This window comes from Paraburkholderia dipogonis (assembly GCF_046027395.1).
GTDB classification, from domain to species: Bacteria; Pseudomonadota; Gammaproteobacteria; order Burkholderiales; family Burkholderiaceae; genus Paraburkholderia; species Paraburkholderia dipogonis_A.
This window is the reverse complement of sequence record NZ_JAQQEG010000026.1, coordinates 87,393-105,959: the sequence shown is the minus strand read 5'-3', so window position 1 is coordinate 105,959 and position 18,567 is coordinate 87,393. Positions and strand designations below refer to the sequence as shown.

15 protein-coding genes are annotated in these 18,567 nt (G+C 64.5%); 9 read left to right on the top strand and 6 right to left on the bottom strand.

Annotated elements, in window-relative coordinates; all coding sequences use genetic code 11:
* Positions 1 to 183: 183 nt before the first annotated feature.
* The 4 genes from PQR32_RS25895 (at position 184) to PQR32_RS25880 (ending at position 4,392) form a co-directional block, all read left to right on the top strand.
* Positions 184 to 387, top strand: a complete 204-nt coding sequence (locus PQR32_RS25895) for a cold-shock protein (protein ID WP_007181784.1) — start codon at positions 184 to 186, stop codon at positions 385 to 387.
* 334 nt (positions 388 to 721) lie between these two features.
* On the top strand, positions 722 to 2,143 hold the full coding sequence (gene hpnJ, locus PQR32_RS25890; RefSeq protein WP_408233490.1) for a hopanoid biosynthesis associated radical SAM protein HpnJ: 1,422 nt from the start codon (positions 722 to 724) through the stop codon (positions 2,141 to 2,143).
* The gene (gene hpnI / locus PQR32_RS25885; protein ID WP_408233487.1) at positions 2,140 to 3,300 is read left to right on the top strand and encodes a bacteriohopanetetrol glucosamine biosynthesis glycosyltransferase HpnI; all 1,161 of its coding nucleotides are present in this window, start codon (positions 2,140 to 2,142) and stop codon (positions 3,298 to 3,300) included. The genes hpnJ and hpnI (PQR32_RS25885) overlap by 4 nt, the downstream gene beginning before the upstream one ends.
* Positions 3,301 to 3,396: 96 nt before the next feature.
* Positions 3,397 to 4,392 (top strand): flippase-like domain-containing protein, encoded by a 996-nt coding sequence (locus PQR32_RS25880; RefSeq protein WP_408233554.1) that lies wholly within the window; start codon positions 3,397 to 3,399, stop codon positions 4,390 to 4,392.
* An 84-nt stretch (positions 4,393 to 4,476) separates the two neighbouring features.
* On the opposite strand, the gene PQR32_RS25875 is transcribed toward PQR32_RS25880, so the two are convergent.
* The gene (locus PQR32_RS25875; RefSeq protein WP_408233484.1) at positions 4,477 to 5,880 is read right to left on the bottom strand and encodes an ATP-binding protein; all 1,404 of its coding nucleotides are present in this window, start codon (positions 5,878 to 5,880) and stop codon (positions 4,477 to 4,479) included.
* Entirely contained in the window at positions 5,877 to 6,536 is a 660-nt protein-coding gene (locus PQR32_RS25870; protein ID WP_408233481.1) for a response regulator, read from the bottom strand. The genes PQR32_RS25875 and PQR32_RS25870 overlap by 4 nt, the downstream gene beginning before the upstream one ends.
* 330 nt (positions 6,537 to 6,866) lie before the next feature.
* Here PQR32_RS25870 and PQR32_RS25865 point away from each other — a divergent pair, with 330 nt between their 5' ends.
* Genes PQR32_RS25865 through hpnK form a run of 3 tightly spaced genes read left to right on the top strand, consistent with a single transcriptional unit; the run spans position 6,867 to position 9,318 of the window.
* The gene (locus PQR32_RS25865) at positions 6,867 to 7,217 is read left to right on the top strand and encodes a hypothetical protein (RefSeq protein WP_408233478.1); all 351 of its coding nucleotides are present in this window, start codon (positions 6,867 to 6,869) and stop codon (positions 7,215 to 7,217) included.
* A 12-nt stretch (positions 7,218 to 7,229) separates the two neighbouring features.
* Positions 7,230 to 8,504 (top strand): bacteriohopanetetrol glucosamine biosynthesis glycosyltransferase HpnI, encoded by a 1,275-nt coding sequence (gene hpnI / locus PQR32_RS25860; RefSeq protein ID WP_408233475.1) that lies wholly within the window; start codon positions 7,230 to 7,232, stop codon positions 8,502 to 8,504.
* Positions 8,494 to 9,318: a hopanoid biosynthesis-associated protein HpnK gene (gene hpnK, locus PQR32_RS25855; RefSeq protein ID WP_408233472.1), complete on the top strand. Its 825-nt coding sequence runs from the start codon at positions 8,494 to 8,496 to the stop codon at positions 9,316 to 9,318. Before hpnI (PQR32_RS25860) ends, hpnK begins: the two co-directional genes overlap by 11 nt.
* A gap of 89 nt (positions 9,319 to 9,407) precedes the next feature.
* Here the strand turns inward: hpnK and PQR32_RS25850 are convergent, their stop codons facing one another.
* From PQR32_RS25850 to PQR32_RS25840, 3 genes are read right to left on the bottom strand one after another with little or no spacing between them, the layout of a single operon-like run.
* Complete coding sequence (locus PQR32_RS25850; RefSeq protein ID WP_408233469.1) at positions 9,408 to 12,458, bottom strand: efflux RND transporter permease subunit; 3,051 nt, start codon at positions 12,456 to 12,458, stop codon at positions 9,408 to 9,410.
* Positions 12,455 to 13,588: an efflux RND transporter periplasmic adaptor subunit gene (locus PQR32_RS25845; RefSeq protein ID WP_408233466.1), complete on the bottom strand. Its 1,134-nt coding sequence runs from the start codon at positions 13,586 to 13,588 to the stop codon at positions 12,455 to 12,457. Before PQR32_RS25845 ends, PQR32_RS25850 begins: the two co-directional genes overlap by 4 nt.
* A complete protein-coding gene (locus tag PQR32_RS25840) occupies positions 13,578 to 15,056 on the bottom strand; it encodes a TolC family protein (RefSeq protein WP_408233463.1) in 1,479 nt (492 codons plus the stop codon). The genes PQR32_RS25845 and PQR32_RS25840 overlap by 11 nt, the downstream gene beginning before the upstream one ends.
* A 207-nt stretch (positions 15,057 to 15,263) precedes the next feature.
* On the opposite strand from PQR32_RS25840, the gene PQR32_RS25835 reads away from it, so the two are divergent.
* Positions 15,264 to 15,923: a response regulator gene (locus PQR32_RS25835; RefSeq protein WP_408233460.1), complete on the top strand. Its 660-nt coding sequence runs from the start codon at positions 15,264 to 15,266 to the stop codon at positions 15,921 to 15,923.
* Entirely contained in the window at positions 15,923 to 17,287 is a 1,365-nt protein-coding gene (locus tag PQR32_RS25830) for a sensor histidine kinase (protein WP_408233457.1), read from the top strand. The genes PQR32_RS25835 and PQR32_RS25830 overlap by 1 nt, the downstream gene beginning before the upstream one ends.
* Positions 17,288 to 17,312: 25 nt before the next feature.
* Here PQR32_RS25830 and PQR32_RS25825 read toward each other — a convergent pair whose 3' ends face one another.
* Positions 17,313 to 18,299 (bottom strand): LysR family transcriptional regulator, encoded by a 987-nt coding sequence (locus tag PQR32_RS25825; protein ID WP_408233454.1) that lies wholly within the window; start codon positions 18,297 to 18,299, stop codon positions 17,313 to 17,315.
* Between the last annotated feature and the right edge of the window lie 268 nt (positions 18,300 to 18,567).

Genomic DNA, 18,567 nt, shown 5'->3' with positions numbered 1-18,567 from the left:
GGCCGTGGTGCGCGGCATGCGTCTTGCGGCATGGCTGCTGCGGCGGCGGAAAACCGGGCAAAGCAGCGCCGCGCAAAGAAGCGTAGAGTCGAGCAGCGGTGACAGGATCCGGCGCACACCCGCGGCGGCGGGCGAAGCTCGGCGAATGCTGCCCAATCAACCCAGATGCACAGAGGAATCAACATGCCAACCGGTACAGTGAAATGGTTTAACGACGCAAAAGGCTTTGGCTTCATCACCCCCGACGATGGCGGCGAAGATCTGTTCGCCCACTTCTCGGAGATTCGTTCCGAAGGTTTCAAGTCCTTGCAGGAAAACCAGAAGGTCAGCTTTGAAATCAAGCAGGGGCCGAAGGGCAAGCAGGCGGCGGATATCAAGCCGGTCTGACGTCATGGCCGGTTCGCGCGCGCAACGCGTGCGGCCGGCCATCATTCTGCGTGATCCAAACACCGAAAAAAGCGGCTCGTTCACACGCGTGACATGAAGTGCCGCGAGCGGGATTTTGCCCGCTCGATCCTCTCTGCTGCACCTGTTCCGACGCCTGTTTCGAAGCATATTGGACTGCGCCGCCGGCATTGTCAGCGCCCGCCTTTTCCTTAAGGTTTCCTTCAGCTTTGCTCCGTAGTATTTGCGCGATTCCCCCGCCTCCTGGCGGGCAATAGTTCCGATAGTTTGTCGACAGAGAACTGAAAGCGCCAGTCAATGGCTCGCTGGAGCATCCATGAAAACCCTGTTCTTGCAGGCACCGTCATTCGACGGTTTCGATGGTGGCGCGGGTTCGCGTTACCAGAACAAGCGTGAAGTCCGTTCGTTCTGGTATCCGACGTGGCTCGCGCAGCCCGCCGCACTCATCCCCGATAGCCGTGTGCTCGACGCACCCGCCGACGGCCTGTCCGTCGAGGCATCGCTCGACATCGCGCAGCACTACGAGCTGGTAGTCATTCATACCAGCACCCCGTCTTTCCCCACCGACGCTTTTTTTTCCGAACAACTCAAGAAGCGCAATCCTTCGGTCCTGATCGGTATGGTCGGCGCGAAGGTCGCGGTCGACCCGCACAATTCGCTGACAGCAAGCGACGCGATCGATTTCGTGTGCCGCGAAGAATTCGACTTCACCTGCCAGGAAGTCGCCGAAGGCAGGCCCTTCGACCAGATCCAAGGCCTGAGTTATCGTGCGCGCGACGGCTCGATCGAGCACAACGAAGCGCGCCCGATCCTGGAGAATATGGACGAGCTCCCCTTTGTGGCGCCAATCTACAAGCGCGATCTAAAGATCGAAAATTACTTCAACGGCTATCTGAAGCACCCATACGTATCCATCTACACCGGGCGGGGCTGCCGGTCGAAGTGCACCTTCTGCCTGTGGCCGCAGACGGTGGGCGGCCATCGCTACCGCACGCGTTCGGTCGAGAACGTACTGGCGGAAGTGAAGTGGATTCGCGACAACATGCCTGAAGTCAAGGAGATCATGTTCGACGACGACACCTTCACCGACTTCAAGCCGCGCGCGGAGGAAATCGCTCGCGGTATGGGGAAGCTGGGCGTGACATGGTCATGCAACGCGAAGGCCAATGTGCCCTATCCGACGCTGAAGATCATGAAGGAGAATGGCCTGCGGCTGCTGCTGGTGGGCTACGAATCCGGCGACGATCAGATACTGCTGAACATCAAGAAGGGGCTGCGTACCGATATCGCGCGGCGTTTCAGCGAGGATTGCCGCAAACTTCGCATCAAGATTCACGGCACCTTCATTCTCGGGTTGCCGGGCGAAACTCGGGAGACGATCCAGAAGACCATCGAATACGCGAAAGAAATCAATCCGCTAACGATCCAGGTGTCGCTCGCCGCGCCCTATCCGGGCACGACGCTGTATAACCAGGCGGTCGAAAATGGTTGGCTGCAGGAGAACAAGGTCATTAATCTTGTCAGCAAGGAAGGCGTGCAACTCGCCGCGATCGGCTATCCGCACCTGTCGCGCGAAGAGATTTATCACCAGCTCGAAAACTTCTATAAGCGTTTCTATTTCCGCCCGTCGAAGATCTGGGAAATCCTGCGTGAGATGTTGACGAGTTGGGACATGATGAAACGGCGCTTGCGTGAAGGCGTCGAATTCTTCCGTTTCCTGCGCGCCCACGAGGCGTGAGCGCCGCGCACCTGCTCGCCGTCACGCTGGCCTACGCTTGCGCGGCGGGCGCAGTTTTCGGCGTTGGCTATACGGTGCTCGCCGGCGCGTTGATTGGACGGTTCTTCGCGCGAGCGGTGTCCGAGCCGACCGCCTTTCCGCCGGTCACGATCGTCAAACCGCTGCACGGCAATGAGTGGGCGCTGCTCGCCAATCTGTCGAGCTTCTGCCGGCAGGATTATCCCGGACCCGTGCAATTCCTGTTCGGCGTGCACGACTCGGCCGACCCCGCGCTGCAAGCCGTCGACGACCTGCGACGCCTCTATCCCGAAGCGGACATCACCGTCGTGGCCGACGCGCGGCTATACGGCCCGAACCGCAAGATCAGCAACATCCTCAACATGCTGCCGCAGGCGCGGCACGACGTGCTCGTTTTCGCCGACAGCGACGTGAGCGTCGGCCCGGACTATCTGCGCAATGTGATCGGCGAGTTGCAGAAGCCGGGCGTCGGATTGGTCACCTGCGCGTATCGTGGGCAGCCCGATCCGGGCTTCTGGCCGCGCCTGTCGGCTAAGGCGACCAACTATCAGTTCCTGCCGGGTGTCGTGACCGGTCTCGCGCTCGGGCTCGCGCGCCCATGCTTCGGGCAGAGCATCGTGATGCGGCGCGAGACGCTCGAAAAAATCGGCGGTTTTACGCCGTTCGTGCGGCATCTGGCCGAGGACCATGCGATCGGCGAGGCGGTGCGCCTGATCGGCGAGAAGGTGGTGATTCCGCCGTTCACCATTTCGCACGCCTGTGTCGAATCGAGCGCGGCGCAACTGATCGCGCATGAACTGCGCTGGAGCCGCACCATTCGCCGCATCGATCCGCTCGGCCATCTCGGCTCCGCGCTGGTTCATCCATTCGCGTTCGCGCTGCTCGCGGTCATTTTCTCGGCCGGCGGGTGGTGGGCGTGGTCGCTCGCGCTGGCCGCCATGTGCGCGCGGCTCGCCTTGAAACTGCTGTCCGATCGCGCGTTGAAGCAGGCGCATCGCGATCTGTGGCTGCTGCCGCTATGGGATATCGTATCGTTTGCAATCTTCGTCGCGAGCTTCCGGTCGTCGCGCGTGATCTGGCGAGGCTTCAGCTTCAAGGTGGATGGCGACGGCCTGTTGTCGGCGGCACAGGACGAATGAACGGCAGCACGGATCGGTCATGATGCGCAGATTCTTTAAAGCAGCGGTTAAAAGCAGGGCAATGCGCCTGAAGCGCACGCGCGAGGTGTTCGCGTGATGAAGCATTTCGGCCGCATCGCCGCGCTAGCCGGCTTGCTGGTGTCGCTCTGGCTCGTCTGGCAGGACAATCCCGGCGCCGTGCTCGGCGCGTTGCGCGCGGCCGGCGCGGGACTGTTGCTGGCGGCGCTCGCGCACGTGCTGCCGATGCTCGCCAACGCTTGCGACTGGCGTTCGCTGATTCGCGGCGCGAACCGTCCCGGTCTCGTCAATATGCTGCACCTCGTGTGGGTGCGCGAATCGGTGAATAGCATGCTGCCGGTGGCGCGCATCGGCGGCGAAGTGGTGTCGTTTCGCATGCTCAAACGCTGGGGCGTGCGGCCGTCCACGGCGGTGGGCAGCATCATCGTCGATATGCAGCTCACGGTGATCAGCCAGTTGCTCTTCACGATGGTCGGCATCGGCTTTATGTTCGCGCACGCGCATTCCGACACGCTGCGGCTCGCCGGACAACTGGCGTGGGGCGTGGTGGTGCTCACGCCGTTGCTGGTGCTGTTCGCGCTGGTGCAGCACGCGAGTCCGTTCGAGCGCATCACGCGCGCGCTCAATCATCTGACGAGCGGCAAGCTTGCCGCGCTAGTCGGCCAGTCGGCGCAGATCGATCAGGCCATCAAGCTCATCTGGCGCCGGCGTGGCGCGGTGCTGCGCTATCTGTTCTTCTGGCAGCCGCTGCAGTGCTTCCTCACGTCGCTGGAAATCTGGCTGGCGCTGCACTTTCTCGGCGTACAGGTCACGCTCGTGGAAGCGGTGGTGATCGAATCGCTGATCCAGGCGATCAGCAGCGCGGCCTTCTTCGTGCCGGGCGGTCTCGGCGTGCAGGAGGGCGGCTTCATTCTGATCGGCGGCGCGCTGGGCCTCGATCCTTCCATCTGTCTCGCACTGGCTGGCGCGCGCCGTATTCGCGATCTCGTGATGTTCGTGCCGGGGCTCATTGCGTGGCAGTTCGCAGAGTCGTCGAGTCGGGCACCGCAGCGGGAGTTCGAGCGCGCGCCTTAGAGATGAACGGGCAGGGCGCGTGGGCCTGATGGAGCGCAGCGTCGCGAGCGGGGCGAGCAGGCGCGGCGCTGCTCGGCAATCTGCTCAGTTCGCCTGCGCATAAGCGGGAAACGACACCTCGACCGCGAGCCCGCGCTCGCCGATGCCCGTGCCCAGACGCAAGCTCGCGCCGAAATGCTCCGCGATCCGCGCGACGATCGAAAGGCCCAGCCCGCTGCCGGTGGCCTGATTGCCGGTTGCGCGAAAAAAACGATTCGTCAGACGGTCGAGATCGCCCGGCGCGACCCCGGGGCCGTCGTCGCGCACGGTCACCTGCACCCGGTCTTGCGCGTGCTGCACCGCCACTTCGATGCTGCCGCCGGCGTGCCCGTACTTGATCGCGTTATCGAGCAGATTGTCGAGCAGGATGCCGATCAGCACGGGCTCCGCGTTGATCTCTGCGCGCAGGTCGCCCGACAGCATCACATGAATGTTTTTCTGCTGCGCGTTGCGCTCGTTGGCGAGCAGCGCATCTTTTGCCACCGTTGCCGGTTTGAGCGGCGCCGTCGAGATTTTTTCATGCACGTCCAGACGCGCGAGCAGCAGCAATTGCTCCGCGAGCCGCGCGCTGCGATCGACGCCTTGCACCACACGTTCCATTGCCAGCCGCTGGCGCGCCGTGTCCGTTTCCGCCAGTGCGACCTGCGCCTGCACCTTGATCGCGGCCAGCGGCGTTTTCAGTTCGTGCGCGGCGTCGGCGGTGAACGCGCGTTCGCGCTCGAGTGAATGCAGCAAACGCGACAGCAGCAGATTGATCGCATCGACGAGCGGGCGCACCTCGGTCGGCGCGCGGCCGATATCGACCGGTTCCAAACGGTTGACGTCGCGTGAACGGATAGCGCGCGAGAGCAGCCTGAGCGGCGCCAGACTCCAGCCGATGCTGAACCACACCAGCACCGCCAGCACCGGCAGCGCGACCAGCGTGGGGCGGGCGATCCGGCTCGCGACGCCGCTCACCAGGTCGCTGCGCGTGTTGGCCGGTTCGAACACGCGCACGGTGTGGCCGAGCGCGGTGTCGCGCAAGGTGAACGAGTGGTACATCTGGCCGCCGAGCGTGATGTCCAGCGTACCGCTCACGGCCGGCACCGGCAGATCCCATGCCTTGAGCTCGCGCAATTGCGGGCTGCCCGCCAGCACGGCGCCGTTCGGGCCGCGCACCTGGAACAGCGCGTCGCGCGGCAGCGCGTCGTCGTCGTCGCTGTCATTGGCGCCGGGCTCGCCGCCTTTTTCTTCTTCGCGCACGTCGATGCGCGCATTGGCGAGCGTGGTCAGATTGCGCTGATCGAGCAGGGCGAGAATCTGCGCGAGTTCCGCGAGACGCGCCTCTTCCCATTCGGCGACTTCGCGGGTGGCCTGACGATAACTCGACACCAGCGCAATGCCCCAGACCAGCGCGATGCTGGTGAGGACCAACAGCACGAGACGCCGGCGAATCGACGCGCCCATCATTCTTTCTCCACCACGTAGCCGATATTGCGCACCGTCTTGATCAGCTTCGCGCCGAGTTTCTTGCGCAGATTGGATACGTGCACCTCGATCGCGTTGCTCTCGATTTCTTCCTGCCAGCCATACAGGCTCTCTTCGAGACGCGAGCGCGACTGGGGAATCCCCTGATTGGTCAGCAACTGCAACAGGATCGCCCATTCGCGCGAGGTGAGGGACACGCGCGTCGTGCCCACTTCGACGGTTTGCGCGGCCGGGTTGACCGTCAGATCCTGATAGCGGATGTGCTCGACGCTGCGGCCCTGCGCGCGGCGCAGCAAGGCGCGGCAACGGGCGATCAGTTCGGTCAGATCAAAGGGCTTGCCGAGGTAGTCGTCGGCGCCCGCTTCGAGGCCGCCGACACGGTCGACCACCGTGCCCCGCGCGGTCAGCACCAGCACCGGCACGTCCTTGCCCGAATCGCGCAGCCGTTTCAGCAGTTCCATGCCCGACACGCGGGGCAGGCCGAGATCGAGCAGCACCAGCGCGTAGGCGGTGGTGTCGAGCGCGAGACCGGCCTTGTGGCCGTCGCGAGCCCAGTCGACCGTGAAGCCGGCCTGACGCAGTCCCGCTTCGATACCGCAGCCGATCAGGTCATCGTCTTCTACGAGGAGTACGCGCATGAGTCCATTATTTCCGTTCGATGTTTCATTGCACAGCAGCCGCGATATTCAAGCAGGCGCCGGACTGTAATCCGAAGTTTAACCATGCTGTTCATCACCCGCTTTATACGCCTTCTTCCTTAAGTTTTCCTTCAGCTTGGATCGCTACTATCGCCCCTCAACAGGTCGCTGTCGCGGCGTCATCGCGGGCACGCGGCGGCGGGTCTGTTACGACGTTGTTGCAGTTCAATCGTAAGCACATCGATGGGATGGACAGTCGGTGCTTTTCCACGCCGACGAGTTGCGTCGAATCAGGGCGCCGGGCATTCCGTCAGGTCACGAGACCCAGCCATGAAGCCAGTCACCGTCGACATGCTACGCGCCCACCTGATGGTGGCTTCGCTCACCGCCATGGGCGCCGAGCTGCTCGCGTGCCTCGCGCTGCTGGTGCTGCCGGTTTCGCAGAGCGCCTTCAGTTCCATGCCGTTCCGGCTGCTCGCCATCGCGGTGATCGTGAGCGGCGTGATCGTGACGCGCCAGTTTGCGCACGCCGCCTTCGAACTCGCGTTGCAGGGGCATTACGCGACTGGGACCAACCGCCTCGCGCGGCCGGTCACGATCGCCTCGGATTGTCCGCGGCGCTGGCTCGTGATTCTTCATCTGCGCCTGACCGGCAGAGCGTTCGTGCTGGCCGAGTACTGACGGAACCGGACGATGGCGGCGCACGCAGTGACGGCATCCCAATGGATCCTGCTAGCCGGCTGCGCATGCGCGTCGCTTTATGCGCTGCTGGCGGCGGTCGCGATGCCGTTTTTTTGCTTGCACCGTGGCGCGGCCGGTCGTGCCTCTTATTCCGCCTCACAAGCTTCGCAGCCGCTGCATCGGTTCGCGCGTGTCGGCGTCAGCGTACTCAAGCCGCTGTGCGGCGCGGAGCCGCGTCTGTACGACAATCTGCGGACCTTCTGCGACCAGCGTCATGAGCATTTTCAACTCGTGCTCGGCGTGTCGTCACCGGACGATCCCGCAATTGCCGTGGTGCGCCGCTTGCAGGCCGCCTATCCCTTGCACGACATCGAACTCGCGATCGACACACGCGTGCACGGCAGCAATCTCAAGGTCAGCAATCTGATCAACATGGCGGCGCGGGCACGCCATGACGTGATCGTGATTGCCGATAGCGACATTGCCGTCGAAGCCGATTATCTCGACAGCGTGGCCGCGCCGCTCGCGGATGCGCGGGTGGGCGTGGTCACGTGCCTTTACGTGGCGCGGGGCATTGGCGGCTTCTGGCCGCGCGTGGGCGCGCTCTTCATCAACGAATGGTTCGCGCCGTCGGTGCGGGTCGCGCACGCGGCCGGCTCGCGCCGCTTCGGCTTCGGTGCGACGCTCGCGTTGCGGCGCGCGACGCTCGAGCGCATCGGCGGTTTCGAAGCGCTGAAAAACTGTCTCGCGGACGATTACTGGCTGGCCGAACACGTGCGCGCCCTCGGCCTGCAAACCGTGCTCTCGCGCGTGATGGTAGCCACCGACGTGATCGAGCCGACGTTTTCCGCCCTGTGGCAGCGCGAAACACGCTGGTTGCGTACGATTCGCTCGGTGAATGCATCGGGTTTCGCGTTCCTCTTCATCACGTTTTCCACGCCCTGGCTGGTGGCCGGCGGGTGGCTCACGGCCGGCCTCGCGGCCGGTTCGTCCGACGCGCTGCACGCGTGGGCCGCGTTCACGAGCGCATCCGGCACCGCCGCCGGCCTGGCCGCGCGTCTGTTGATGCATCTGCGCTCGGCGCGTCGTGAGCGTACGTTCTGGCGAGATCTGCCGCTGGTGCCGTTGCGTGATACGTTGCTGGCGTTGCAGTGGTGCGCCGCCATGTTCGGCTCGCATGTGATGTGGCGCGGTGCGCGCGTGCCCGTCGGGGCTTCCACGTCGAGGGCCGCGCGCAACGGCGCGTTGAACGTGATGGATGTCATGGAGGCGTCGGATGGCGGCTAAGCCACGCGCGTTGATCGTGACGGCCGACGATTTCGGCCTGCACGCGCGGGTGAACCTGGCGGTCGAGCGGGCGCATCGCGACGGCGTGCTGACGGCGGCGAGCCTGATGATCGGCGCGCCGGCTGCCGACGACGCGGTGGCGCGCGCCCGCGCCTTGCCGCGACTGCGCGTCGGCCTGCATCTGGTGCTCGCCGACGGCGACGCGGTCACGCCGCGTGCGGGGATTGCCGCTTTGCTCGACGAGCATGGCCGCTTCGGCGACAACATGGTGCGCGACGGCGTGCGGTTTTTCTTTTTGCCGCATGTGCGCGAGCAGCTTGCGCGGGAAATTCGCGCGCAGTTCGAGGCCTTTGCGCAGACCGGTCTGACGCTCGACCATGTCAACACGCACAAGCATTTTCATTTGCACCCAACGGTGCTCGGACTGATTCTGGAGATCGGCCGCGAGTACGGGATGAAGGCGATGCGCTTGCCGTTCGAAGCGAATGCGCCGCTGTGGTTGCGGCCGTGGATCGCGCGGGTCGCGGCACGTCTGGATCGCGGCGGCATCGCGCATAACGATTATGTAGTGGGGATCGCGGATAGCGGCCGGATGGATGAGGCGGCGTGGCTGGCGGCGCTCGCCGATCTGCCGCATGGGGTGGGGGAGATTTACTGCCATCCCGCGGTGGCTGGGGAAAGGGCGTTGAGTGACGGGATGAGGATGTATCGGCACGAGGATGAACTCCGTGCGTTGTTGTCGCCGAAGGTGGCTATGGCGATTCGGGCGGCGGGGGTGCGGGTTGGCGGGTTTGGGGATGTGCTGAAGGCGTAGGTCTCTCACTGCGTCAACTGAATCCGCGGTGCGCCCGCGGCGAGCCACGGGCGCACAAACAGGCAGCCGCGCAGGCCGCATAGCGCAGCTTAGATCGCCTCCTTCTTCATCAACAACTTCAACAACACCGGCAGCAACAACAACACCAGCGGCAACTGAACAATCAACCCCGAAATAATCGCGATCGCCAGCGGCTGCTGCATCGCCGAACCCTGCCCAAGTGCAAAGGCCAGCGGCAGCAGCGCCAGAATCGCGGCAATCGTCGTCATTGCGATGGGCCGCAGACGATTGCGCCCGGCGCTCAGCAGCGCGTCTTCGAACGGCATCTCGTCGTCCCGCACGAGCCCCTGCAACTCCGATACATAAAAAATCGCCACCTCGGTCACGATGCCGATGATCATCGTCATCCCCATCATCGCGGAAATGTTCAACTCGATGCCAGTGATCCATAAGCCGATGAACACCGCGCCCGCCCCCAGCAACGGCATCGCCATGACCGCCAGCGCGACGCGAAAGCGCTCGTACAGAAACAGCAGCAAGCCGAACACCAGCGCGATCGCCGCGCCGAACACGCTCAGCAGCCCCTTGAACGCGATCTGCTGTTGCTGATACAGGCCGCCCAATTCGTAATACACGCCGCTCGGCAACAGACTCTTATCGCTGAGCGTCTTCTGCACGTCGGCAATTGTCGAGCCCAGATCGCGGCCGTCGATGCGAGCGGTCACCGCCACCATCCGTTTCAGATTGTCGCGGCTGATCTCCGGCTGGCCGGTCACCGTCACCTGATCGGCGACGCGATCGAGCGCGAACAGGTGGCCGTCCGGCGCGCGAATCTGCAACTGTCCCAGTTGCGTATCCGTGAGCTTCATCGCGCCGGCCACGCGCACGCGCACGCCAACCGTTTTCGGCCCGCTCTGGAATTGCGTGGCCAGATTGCCTTCGACCATATCGGACACGGCCTGTGCGATCGATTGCGGGTCCATGCCTTCGGTGGCCGCCGCTTCCGGGCGGATGTGCAATTCGAGGGCGTCGCCGGCCGGATTGATGCCGTCGTTCACATCGACCACGCCCTGAATCTTGCCGATTTGCGCCGCCACCTTGCGCGCGGTCGTGTCGAGCGTGTTCGGGTCGTCGGAATAGATCTTGATCTGGACCGGTTGCGGCACCGCGGTCAGGTCGCCGATCAGATCCTCCATCAACTGCGCGAGTTCGATACTCACGCCGGGCACCTGAATCTCGATCTTCGAGCGGATTTCTTCCATCACGGTGTCGATCGGTTCGCGATTGCCCGATTTCAGCCGCACGAAGAAGTCACCCTTGTTGGGTTCGTTCAGATCGCCGCCGAGGCCAGCGCCGGTGCGGCGCGAATAGGTCGCGACATTCGGATTCGCGCGAATGATGCCCTCGATCTGCTTCATCAACCGGTCGGTTTCGGTCACGGACGTGCCCGGTTCAGTGTGATAGTCGAGCACGAAACCGCCTTCGTCCATGCTCGGCATGAAACCGCTGCCCACTTGCGTGAACGCGAACGCGGCCACGACGATCAGCGGCAGCACGCCCAATAACACGAGCACCGGCCGCGCGGTGACGCGCTCGACCAGAAGCGCGTAGCGCCGGTTCATCCACGAGGCGAAGCGAGTTTCCTTGTGTTCCTCGGCGTCTTTCGGTCTCAGCCAGCGGTCGCACAGAATCGGCACCGCGAGCCACGTGACGAGAAACGAAATGAACAGGGCGCTCGCCATGGTCACGGAGAGCGCCTTGAAGAACGCACCCGTCACGCCCGATAGAAACGCCAGCGGCACGAAAATGATCAGCGTCGCCGCCGACGACCCGGCCAGCGGCCGTGTGAATTCGAGCGCCGCCGCCATCACGCGCCCATGAAAAGCACGTGCGCCGCCTTCTCGCATGCGCCGCACGATGTGTTCGATCATCACGATCGCATCGTCGATCACGAGACCGACGGCGGCGGCCATGCCGCCGAGCGTCATGATGTTGAAGCCCATGCCGAACACGTCGAGCAGGAGGATCGTCGCGGCCATCACCACCGGCACGAGCGCGACCGCGATCGCGGTGATCTTCCAGTTGCGCAGAAAGGCGAACAGCGTCAATGCTGCCAGCACCACGCCGATCATGATCGCGTCGCGCACGCTGGTGGCCGACGCGATCACCAGTTCGCTCTGGTCGTACCAGTTCGACAGATGCACGCCGGCCGGCATCTGATGCTGGAAATCGGCGAGCTTCGCGCGGATCGCCTTCGCCATCGCCACACTGTTCGCGCCCGGCTGCTGATACACGTTGATGAGCACGGCGTCCTGGCCGTCGGCGGTGACGCGCATCCATTGCGGCGCCACGCCCTGGCGTACGGTCGCGATGTCGCCGAGGCGAATCTGTGTCGCGTCGTTGGCCGACACCACGACATTGCGCAATTCGTCGAGCCGCGTAATGGTGGTGTTGGCGATCACGAGATAGAGCTTGTAGTGATCCTCGATGCGGCCGTTCGCCATCAGCACATTGCTCGCGCCGATCGCCTTCGACACATCGGACAGCGAGAGCTTGTACGCGGCGAGTCGGGCGGGATCGATCGCGACTTCGAACTCGTCTTGCGCGCCGCCCGTCACGTCGACGCGCGCCACGCCTTCCACCGAAGACAGCAACGGCCGCATCTGGAATTGCGCGAGATCGTGCAGCGCGGAGAGCGACTGCCGCTTCGAAGTAAGGCTATACGCCAGCACCGGAAACACGGTCGGGTCCATGCGCCGCACCTGCATCGAGGTGCCTTGCGGCAGCGTCGCGAGAATCTCGCTGATGGCCGACTGCGCCTGCAAGGTGGCTTGGGCCATGTCGGTGCCCCAGTCGAAATTGATCGAAATTTCAGCTGCACCGCGGCTTGTTTTCGATTCGACGTCGCGCACGTTCGGCACGCGCCGCAGCGCTTCTTCGACCGGCATCGTGACGAGCGTGGCCATCTGTTCGGCGGGGCGGTCGCCCGCATCGAGTGAAACGACCGCGCGTGGAAACGCGACGTTCGGGAACAGCGAGATCGGCAGACGGAACGCGGTCAGTGCGCCCGCTATCGCCAGCAATGCGATCACGAACAGCAGCGAGCGGCGGTGCTTCTGCATCCATTGACCGAAATTCATCGCGGCGCGCCTCCGCTGGTTTGCACCGCCATGCCGTCCTTCAGCTCATAGTTGCCGCTGACCACGAGGCCCAGAGCGGCGTCGATCGGACCGTCCACGCCGTAGCGGTCGCCGTTCTCGACCTGCGTGGCCACCGCCACGCGGCGCGCCTTGTTCTGCGGTGTGATCTGGAACACGTACGCGCCTTTGTCGTCTTTCAGCATGGCGGCGCGCGGCACGATCCAGTGCGTGCCGCTGCGGGTCGCGATATCGGCGCTCACGCGCGTGCCGGGAATGAAGGCCGTCTGACCGAGCGGCACGTTCGCGCCGACGTCGACGAGCTGGCTCTGCTGATCCACCGAGGCGCCGACCAGCGCCACGTGGCCGTTCGCCGACGTCTTCGCCAGCGACGTGGACAGGCCGTGCAACGTGACGGTGTCGCCGGCGTGGATCGCGGCGGCATCGGCGGGCTCGACGCCGAGCATCACGTTGGCGCGAACGTCCTTGCCGCTGCCGCCGGCGAGTTGCAGGATCGCCGCGCCGGGCTGCACCTGGTCACCCTGAGCGGCGGTGACCTGCAGCACCACGGCGTCGTTCGGCGCGGTGATGATCTTGTTACCGCTTGCCACGCCTGTCTGGTTCTGCGCGGCGAGCGCCTGCTGCGCGTCTTCAGCGGCCTTGCGGGCGCTGGCGAGTTGCGACTGCGTGGCGAGCGCCTTGTCGTACAGGGATTGCGTGCGCGTCAGATCGCCTTGTGCGAGCGTCACGGCGCTTTTCGCCTGGGTGGCCGCGAGAACGGCGGCAGGGTCGGCCTGCACGACGAAGAGTGGCGTGCCGCGCGCCACGGTTTGCCCCGGCTGCACGCGCATCTGCACGATGCGCGCGGTGTAGGGCAGATTGACGGTGGTGAGGTTCGACGCGGACGCCGCGACGATGCCATACGCTCGCACCGGCTGCGCGATCTCGGCGCGCTGCACGTGCACGGTCTGGACGGCGACCACGGGTTGCTCGGAGGCGTCGGCGGCGGACGCTGCCGCGGTGCTTGCAGCGCGGGCCACATGGACGCCGGCGCACAGCAACGTGGCGCAGGCGATGAAGATCGCACCAGCGGCAATGCGCGGCCGCCGCGCTGAAATCAGGCTATTTCGCATGAGTGTCGGAGTAAGTCTGAGCGGTGGAGTAGGCATCGGGAATCGCGCTGCCCAGCAGCGCCTGCAAGCCGACGCGTTGTTCGGCGAGCGACTCGCGCAACGTCGCGACGTCGATGTGTTTGGTGAGCGAGCCGCTTTGCGCGTCGGTGTAAGCGCCGAGCGCGAGGTTGTGTTCCGCGTAGGCCGCGGCCGCGTCCTTAGCGGCGACGTCGACATCGGGCAGGGCGGCCTCGGTCTGCTGCAATTGCCGCGTGAGGATTGTGTTGTCCGCGCGCAGATGCGCGACGTCCGCGTAAGCGTTGTTCAGCCGCGCCTGATATTCGTCGCGCAGGTGCTGGCGGGTCGCTTTCTCGATCGCGACGTTGCCTTGATTGCGGTTGAAGATCGGCAGGCTGAGGTTGATCTGGAAACCACTCGTGTAGATGTTCGACGTATCGCGTGCCCGCACGAAGCCCACGGACAGACTCGGGAACTGGCTGAGAATCGCGGCGCGATACTTCTGTTCCTGCGCCTCGTAGCCCGCTTGCAGCGCGATCAGATCCGGGCGGCGTCGAGGCAGTCCGGCGAGCGCGGTGTCGAGCGTCGTGTCGGAGAGCGGCTCGATGTCTTCGCTGCCGGTGAGCTGCAGTTGCACCTCGGGCGAGACGCCGAGGAGCGCGTTCAGATCGTGGTGCGTTTGGCCGGCTGCGCGCTCGGCGTCGGTGTATTGCTTGCGTGCGTCGCTATAGGCGAGGAGCGCGGCGCTCAGCGTGTCGTCGGTGAGGTTGCCGTCATGACGCGCTTCGGCCATGCGTTCGTAGCGCGTGCGCGCGAGATCGCGCTGTCGCTGCAAAAGCGGCAACGTGTCCTGCTGGAAACGCGTCTTGATGAACAACTGCCGCGCCTGCGCGACGATCTGCCATTCCTGCCACAGCAGGCCGAGATCGGTTTTAGCCACGGTGGCGTCCGCGGAATGTTGGTTGGCGCTGCGCAGCACGATCGCCATCACATCCATGCTCAAGCCGTAGCTGAACGCGCGCGTGGTGCCGATCTGGCCGGGATAATCGCTCGATACGCTCAATTGCGGGTCCGGCAGCAGACCCGCCGAGTAGGCTTGAGCGCGGGCGATGCCGAGATCGTCGCGAGTCAGCTTGAGATCGGGATTGTTGGCCACCGCGAGCATCGCGACTTCGTCGATATCGAGCCCATCGGATGGGTCGAAGCGATGCGTGGCCAGTTCCGGCAACGGCATGCTCGACGGATCGATACGGATGCGTTCGAGCGACTGGGCGGAGGTGGACGTATCCTGCGGCGCGAGCGGCTCGCGGTGATACCACGTGCAGCCGCCCATCAGCAGCGCGCCGAGCGGCACGAGTGCGCGCAGCCGTTCGTAGGGTCGCGGCGTGTGTTTGACCGCGGGCTCGGCCGCCGCGGCGAACACAGACACGACCGCCGATATAGCCGCTGTTGCGGCATTGATAACGGGCAAAATCCGGCTCCTGAACGAAGAAGTGAGGCATCCGCGAAGGGGTGCCGCATGACAGGAGCCGATTCTGCGGATGGGCTGCTTAAGACACGCTTAACGGCAACTTAAGGCTCCCCTCAGCGTCCCTTCAGCAAAACATAAGCAAGCCATAAGGAAGCGTTAAGCTACCGGGCGGGACAATGCCGGGGCACACACGGGAGAGGAGAGACCATGCGTCTGCTACTGGTCGAAGACGACGACATGATTGCGGAAACGGTACTGGGCGCGATGCGCCGCGCCGGCTACGCGATCGACTGGGCCGAAGACGGCCGCGCGGCAGAGCTGTCGCTCGGCAATGGTGTGTACGACCTGGTGCTGCTCGATCTCGGCTTGCCGAAGAAGGACGGCATCGACGTCCTCAACGTCTACCGCAAGAACGGCGGTGCCGCGCCAGTCATCATCCTGACGGCTCGCGACGCCGTCGACGAACGGATTCGCGGCCTCGACGCCGGCGCCGACGACTATCTGATCAAGCCATTCGACCTCGACGAGCTGGCCGCGCGCGTGCGTGCGCTGCTCAGGCGCCGCACCGGCCAGAAGCAGCCGATATACGCGCATGGCGAGCTCACGCTCGACCCCGCCGCACACGAAGTCACCAAGTCCGGCGAGCCGGTGCCGCTCGTGCCGCGCGAATTCGCATTGCTGCAAGCGCTGATCGAAGAGCCGACGCGCGTCTTCACCAAGGCCGAGCTCGAAGAGAAGCTGTACGGCTGGGGTGAGGAAGTGGGCAGCAATACGATCGAAGTGCATGTGCATAGTTTGCGGCGCAAGATCGGCGCGGATCAGGTGGTGACCGTGCGCGGCGTGGGCTACCGTCTGAAGAGGTGCTGATGACGTCGATTCGCCGCTGGCTGCTGGGCTGGCTGATTTTCGGTCTGGCGGCTGCTTCGGGCGTGGCCGGCTACGGCATCTTCCACACGGCGCGCGAGGAAGCGAGCGAACTGTTCGACTATGAGTTGCGCACGATCGCGCTGTCGCTGCCGTCGAATCTCGCCGGCGCGGGCGACGGCGAACATCGCGACCCTGACCTCGGCGGTCTGGCCGACGACCGGGTCGTCATCGAAATCTGGGACGCCGACGGCAAGCTGATCTATCACTCGCTGCAGGCACCGGTGTTTGCGCGCCAGCCCGCGGGCTTCAACACGGTGGAGCGCAACGAGTATCACTGGCGCACTTTCGCCGTGCAGCAGGGACAGCGCTATATCCAGGTGGCGCAGCCTGTCTCCGTGCGCGAGGACCTCGCGATGCGACTCGCACTGCACACGCTCTGGCCGCTCGGCCTGCTGGTGCCGGTGACGATCGTGCTGGTCCTGCTGGTGGTGGCGCGCGGGCTGGCGCCGATCGGCGGGCTGTCGCGCGCGCTGTCTACCCGCACGATCGATTCGCTCGAACCGCTGCGTCTGGACGGCAGCGTACCGGTCGAAATCAAGCCGCTGGTCGAAGCGCTCAATGATCTGCTGCAACGGCTGCACACGGCGTCGCAGGCGCAGCGCACGTTCATCGCCGATGCCGCGCACGAGTTGCGCTCGCCGCTCGCCGCACTGAAGCTGCAATTGCAGGCCGCGTCACGCGACGGTTCGTTAAAGGGCGAAGGGCAAACGCTCGAACGTGTCGAAGGGCGCGTCAATCGCATCATTCACCTGGTGCAGCAACTGCTGACGCTAGCGCGTGAAGATGCGCATCCGGTCTCGTCGATGGTGCCGGTCAGCTTGCGCCGGATCGGTGAGCAGGCGGTGGGTGATTTTTCATTGCTGGCGGAAACGAAAGAGATCGACATCGGCCTGGAATGCGAGGGCGCGCGCACGGAGGGCGATGCTTATACCGTGCTGGCCGAGCCGCACGGCATGAGCGTGCTGCTGGGCAATCTGATCAACAATGCGATCCGGCATACCCCGCGCGGCGGCCGCGTCGATGTGATATTGAAGCGTGCCGGTACGCGCGTTGGCTTCGAGGTCGTCGATACCGGCGCGGGCATTCCGGAGACTGAACTCGAACGGGTCTTCGACCGCTTCTATCGCGGCGAAGAGGCGCAAGGCGAGGGCAGCGGCCTCGGGCTCGCGATTGTGTCGCGCATCGCCGAGCGGCATCAGATGGACCTTTCCCTGCGCAACAACGAGGGCCGGCACGGCTTGCGTGTGACGGTGTCGGGTCTGAAGGCGCATGACATAGACGCGCCGGTGGCCGTCAAAGGCTGACGGCCGTCGCGTCATCGCGCGGCGTTTATACGGGGCGCTCCTTGGACAAAGGCACTGAACGCGGCTCGTTCGATGCATCACTGGACGGCCCGTTCAGCGTTGCATCCAGTTCCGACGCGCTCGACACCTGGCGCAATTCGTCGGCGATGATCGACACCAGCGCATCCGCCGCGGCGCTCAACGGGCGTCGCGGATGGCTCACACACACGATATGCCGCACGATGCGCGGCGCGAGAATCGGATAGGCGCGCAGGCTGCCCCGGCGCACCGCGCGCTGCACGGCGATACGCGGCAAGATGGTCGCGAAGTGCGTGCTTTCCACCAGCTTCACGATCGTGCTCAATACGTCGATTTCGAAGCGCGGCGCGAGCAGCACGTCTTCATGCTGTGCGGCCGTGTCCAGCACGCCGCGCAAGCCGTGGCGTTTGGTCGGCAGGACCAGCTCCAGTTCAGGCAATTGCGCGAGTTCGATCGCATGCGGCAACTCGGGGCCGTGTTCGGCGCTCGTCACCAGCACCATTTCTTCGTCGAGCAAGGGCTGCGCGTCGAGCGAGAGGCGCGCGCGCGGTTTGTTGATCAGCGCCGCGTCGAGCTGGCCGCCCGCCACCCAGTCGATGAAAGTCGCGCTGTAGCCGTCCGCCACCGTTACTTCAACATGGGGGTAGCGCGCGTGGAAACGCGACAGCGCATCGGCCAGCACGCTTTCCGTGACCGACGCGATGAGCCCGATCGACACATGGCCGGTCACCACCTCGTCGCGCTGCACGAGTTGCTGGCGCGCGTGCGCGAGGTCGCGCATGATCGGCAGAAAGAGCCGGTACATAAGCCGGCCGGCGGCGGTCGGCGCCATGCCGTGGGCGTTGCGCTCGAAAAGCTGCTGATGCAGTTCGTCCTCGAGTTTGGCGATCTGCATGCTGAGCGCGGGCTGCACGATGTTCAGGCGTTTCGCCGCCCGCGTGACCGAACCGTCCTCGAAGAGCGCGATGAAATACTGGATTTGCCTGAGGTCCATGTTGGTATGAATAAAACATCAGCAAACGTAATGAGAATGGCGCGTCGTATCAGATGTAGGCCTGAACCGCGCCTCACGGATGCCGCGAAACCTCAGCCCGGCCCCCAGGATGCGCCGCTGCCCACGCGGTGTCTATTGATATCCTGCCTACAATTGCCTGTCATTGGTGCTAACACGCATATCATCGGGAATGATTCGACGCATCAATAATCAATATTAGAAGTTATAAGCTGATCTCGTTACGCTTCCATCATCAACTGGCAGTCCG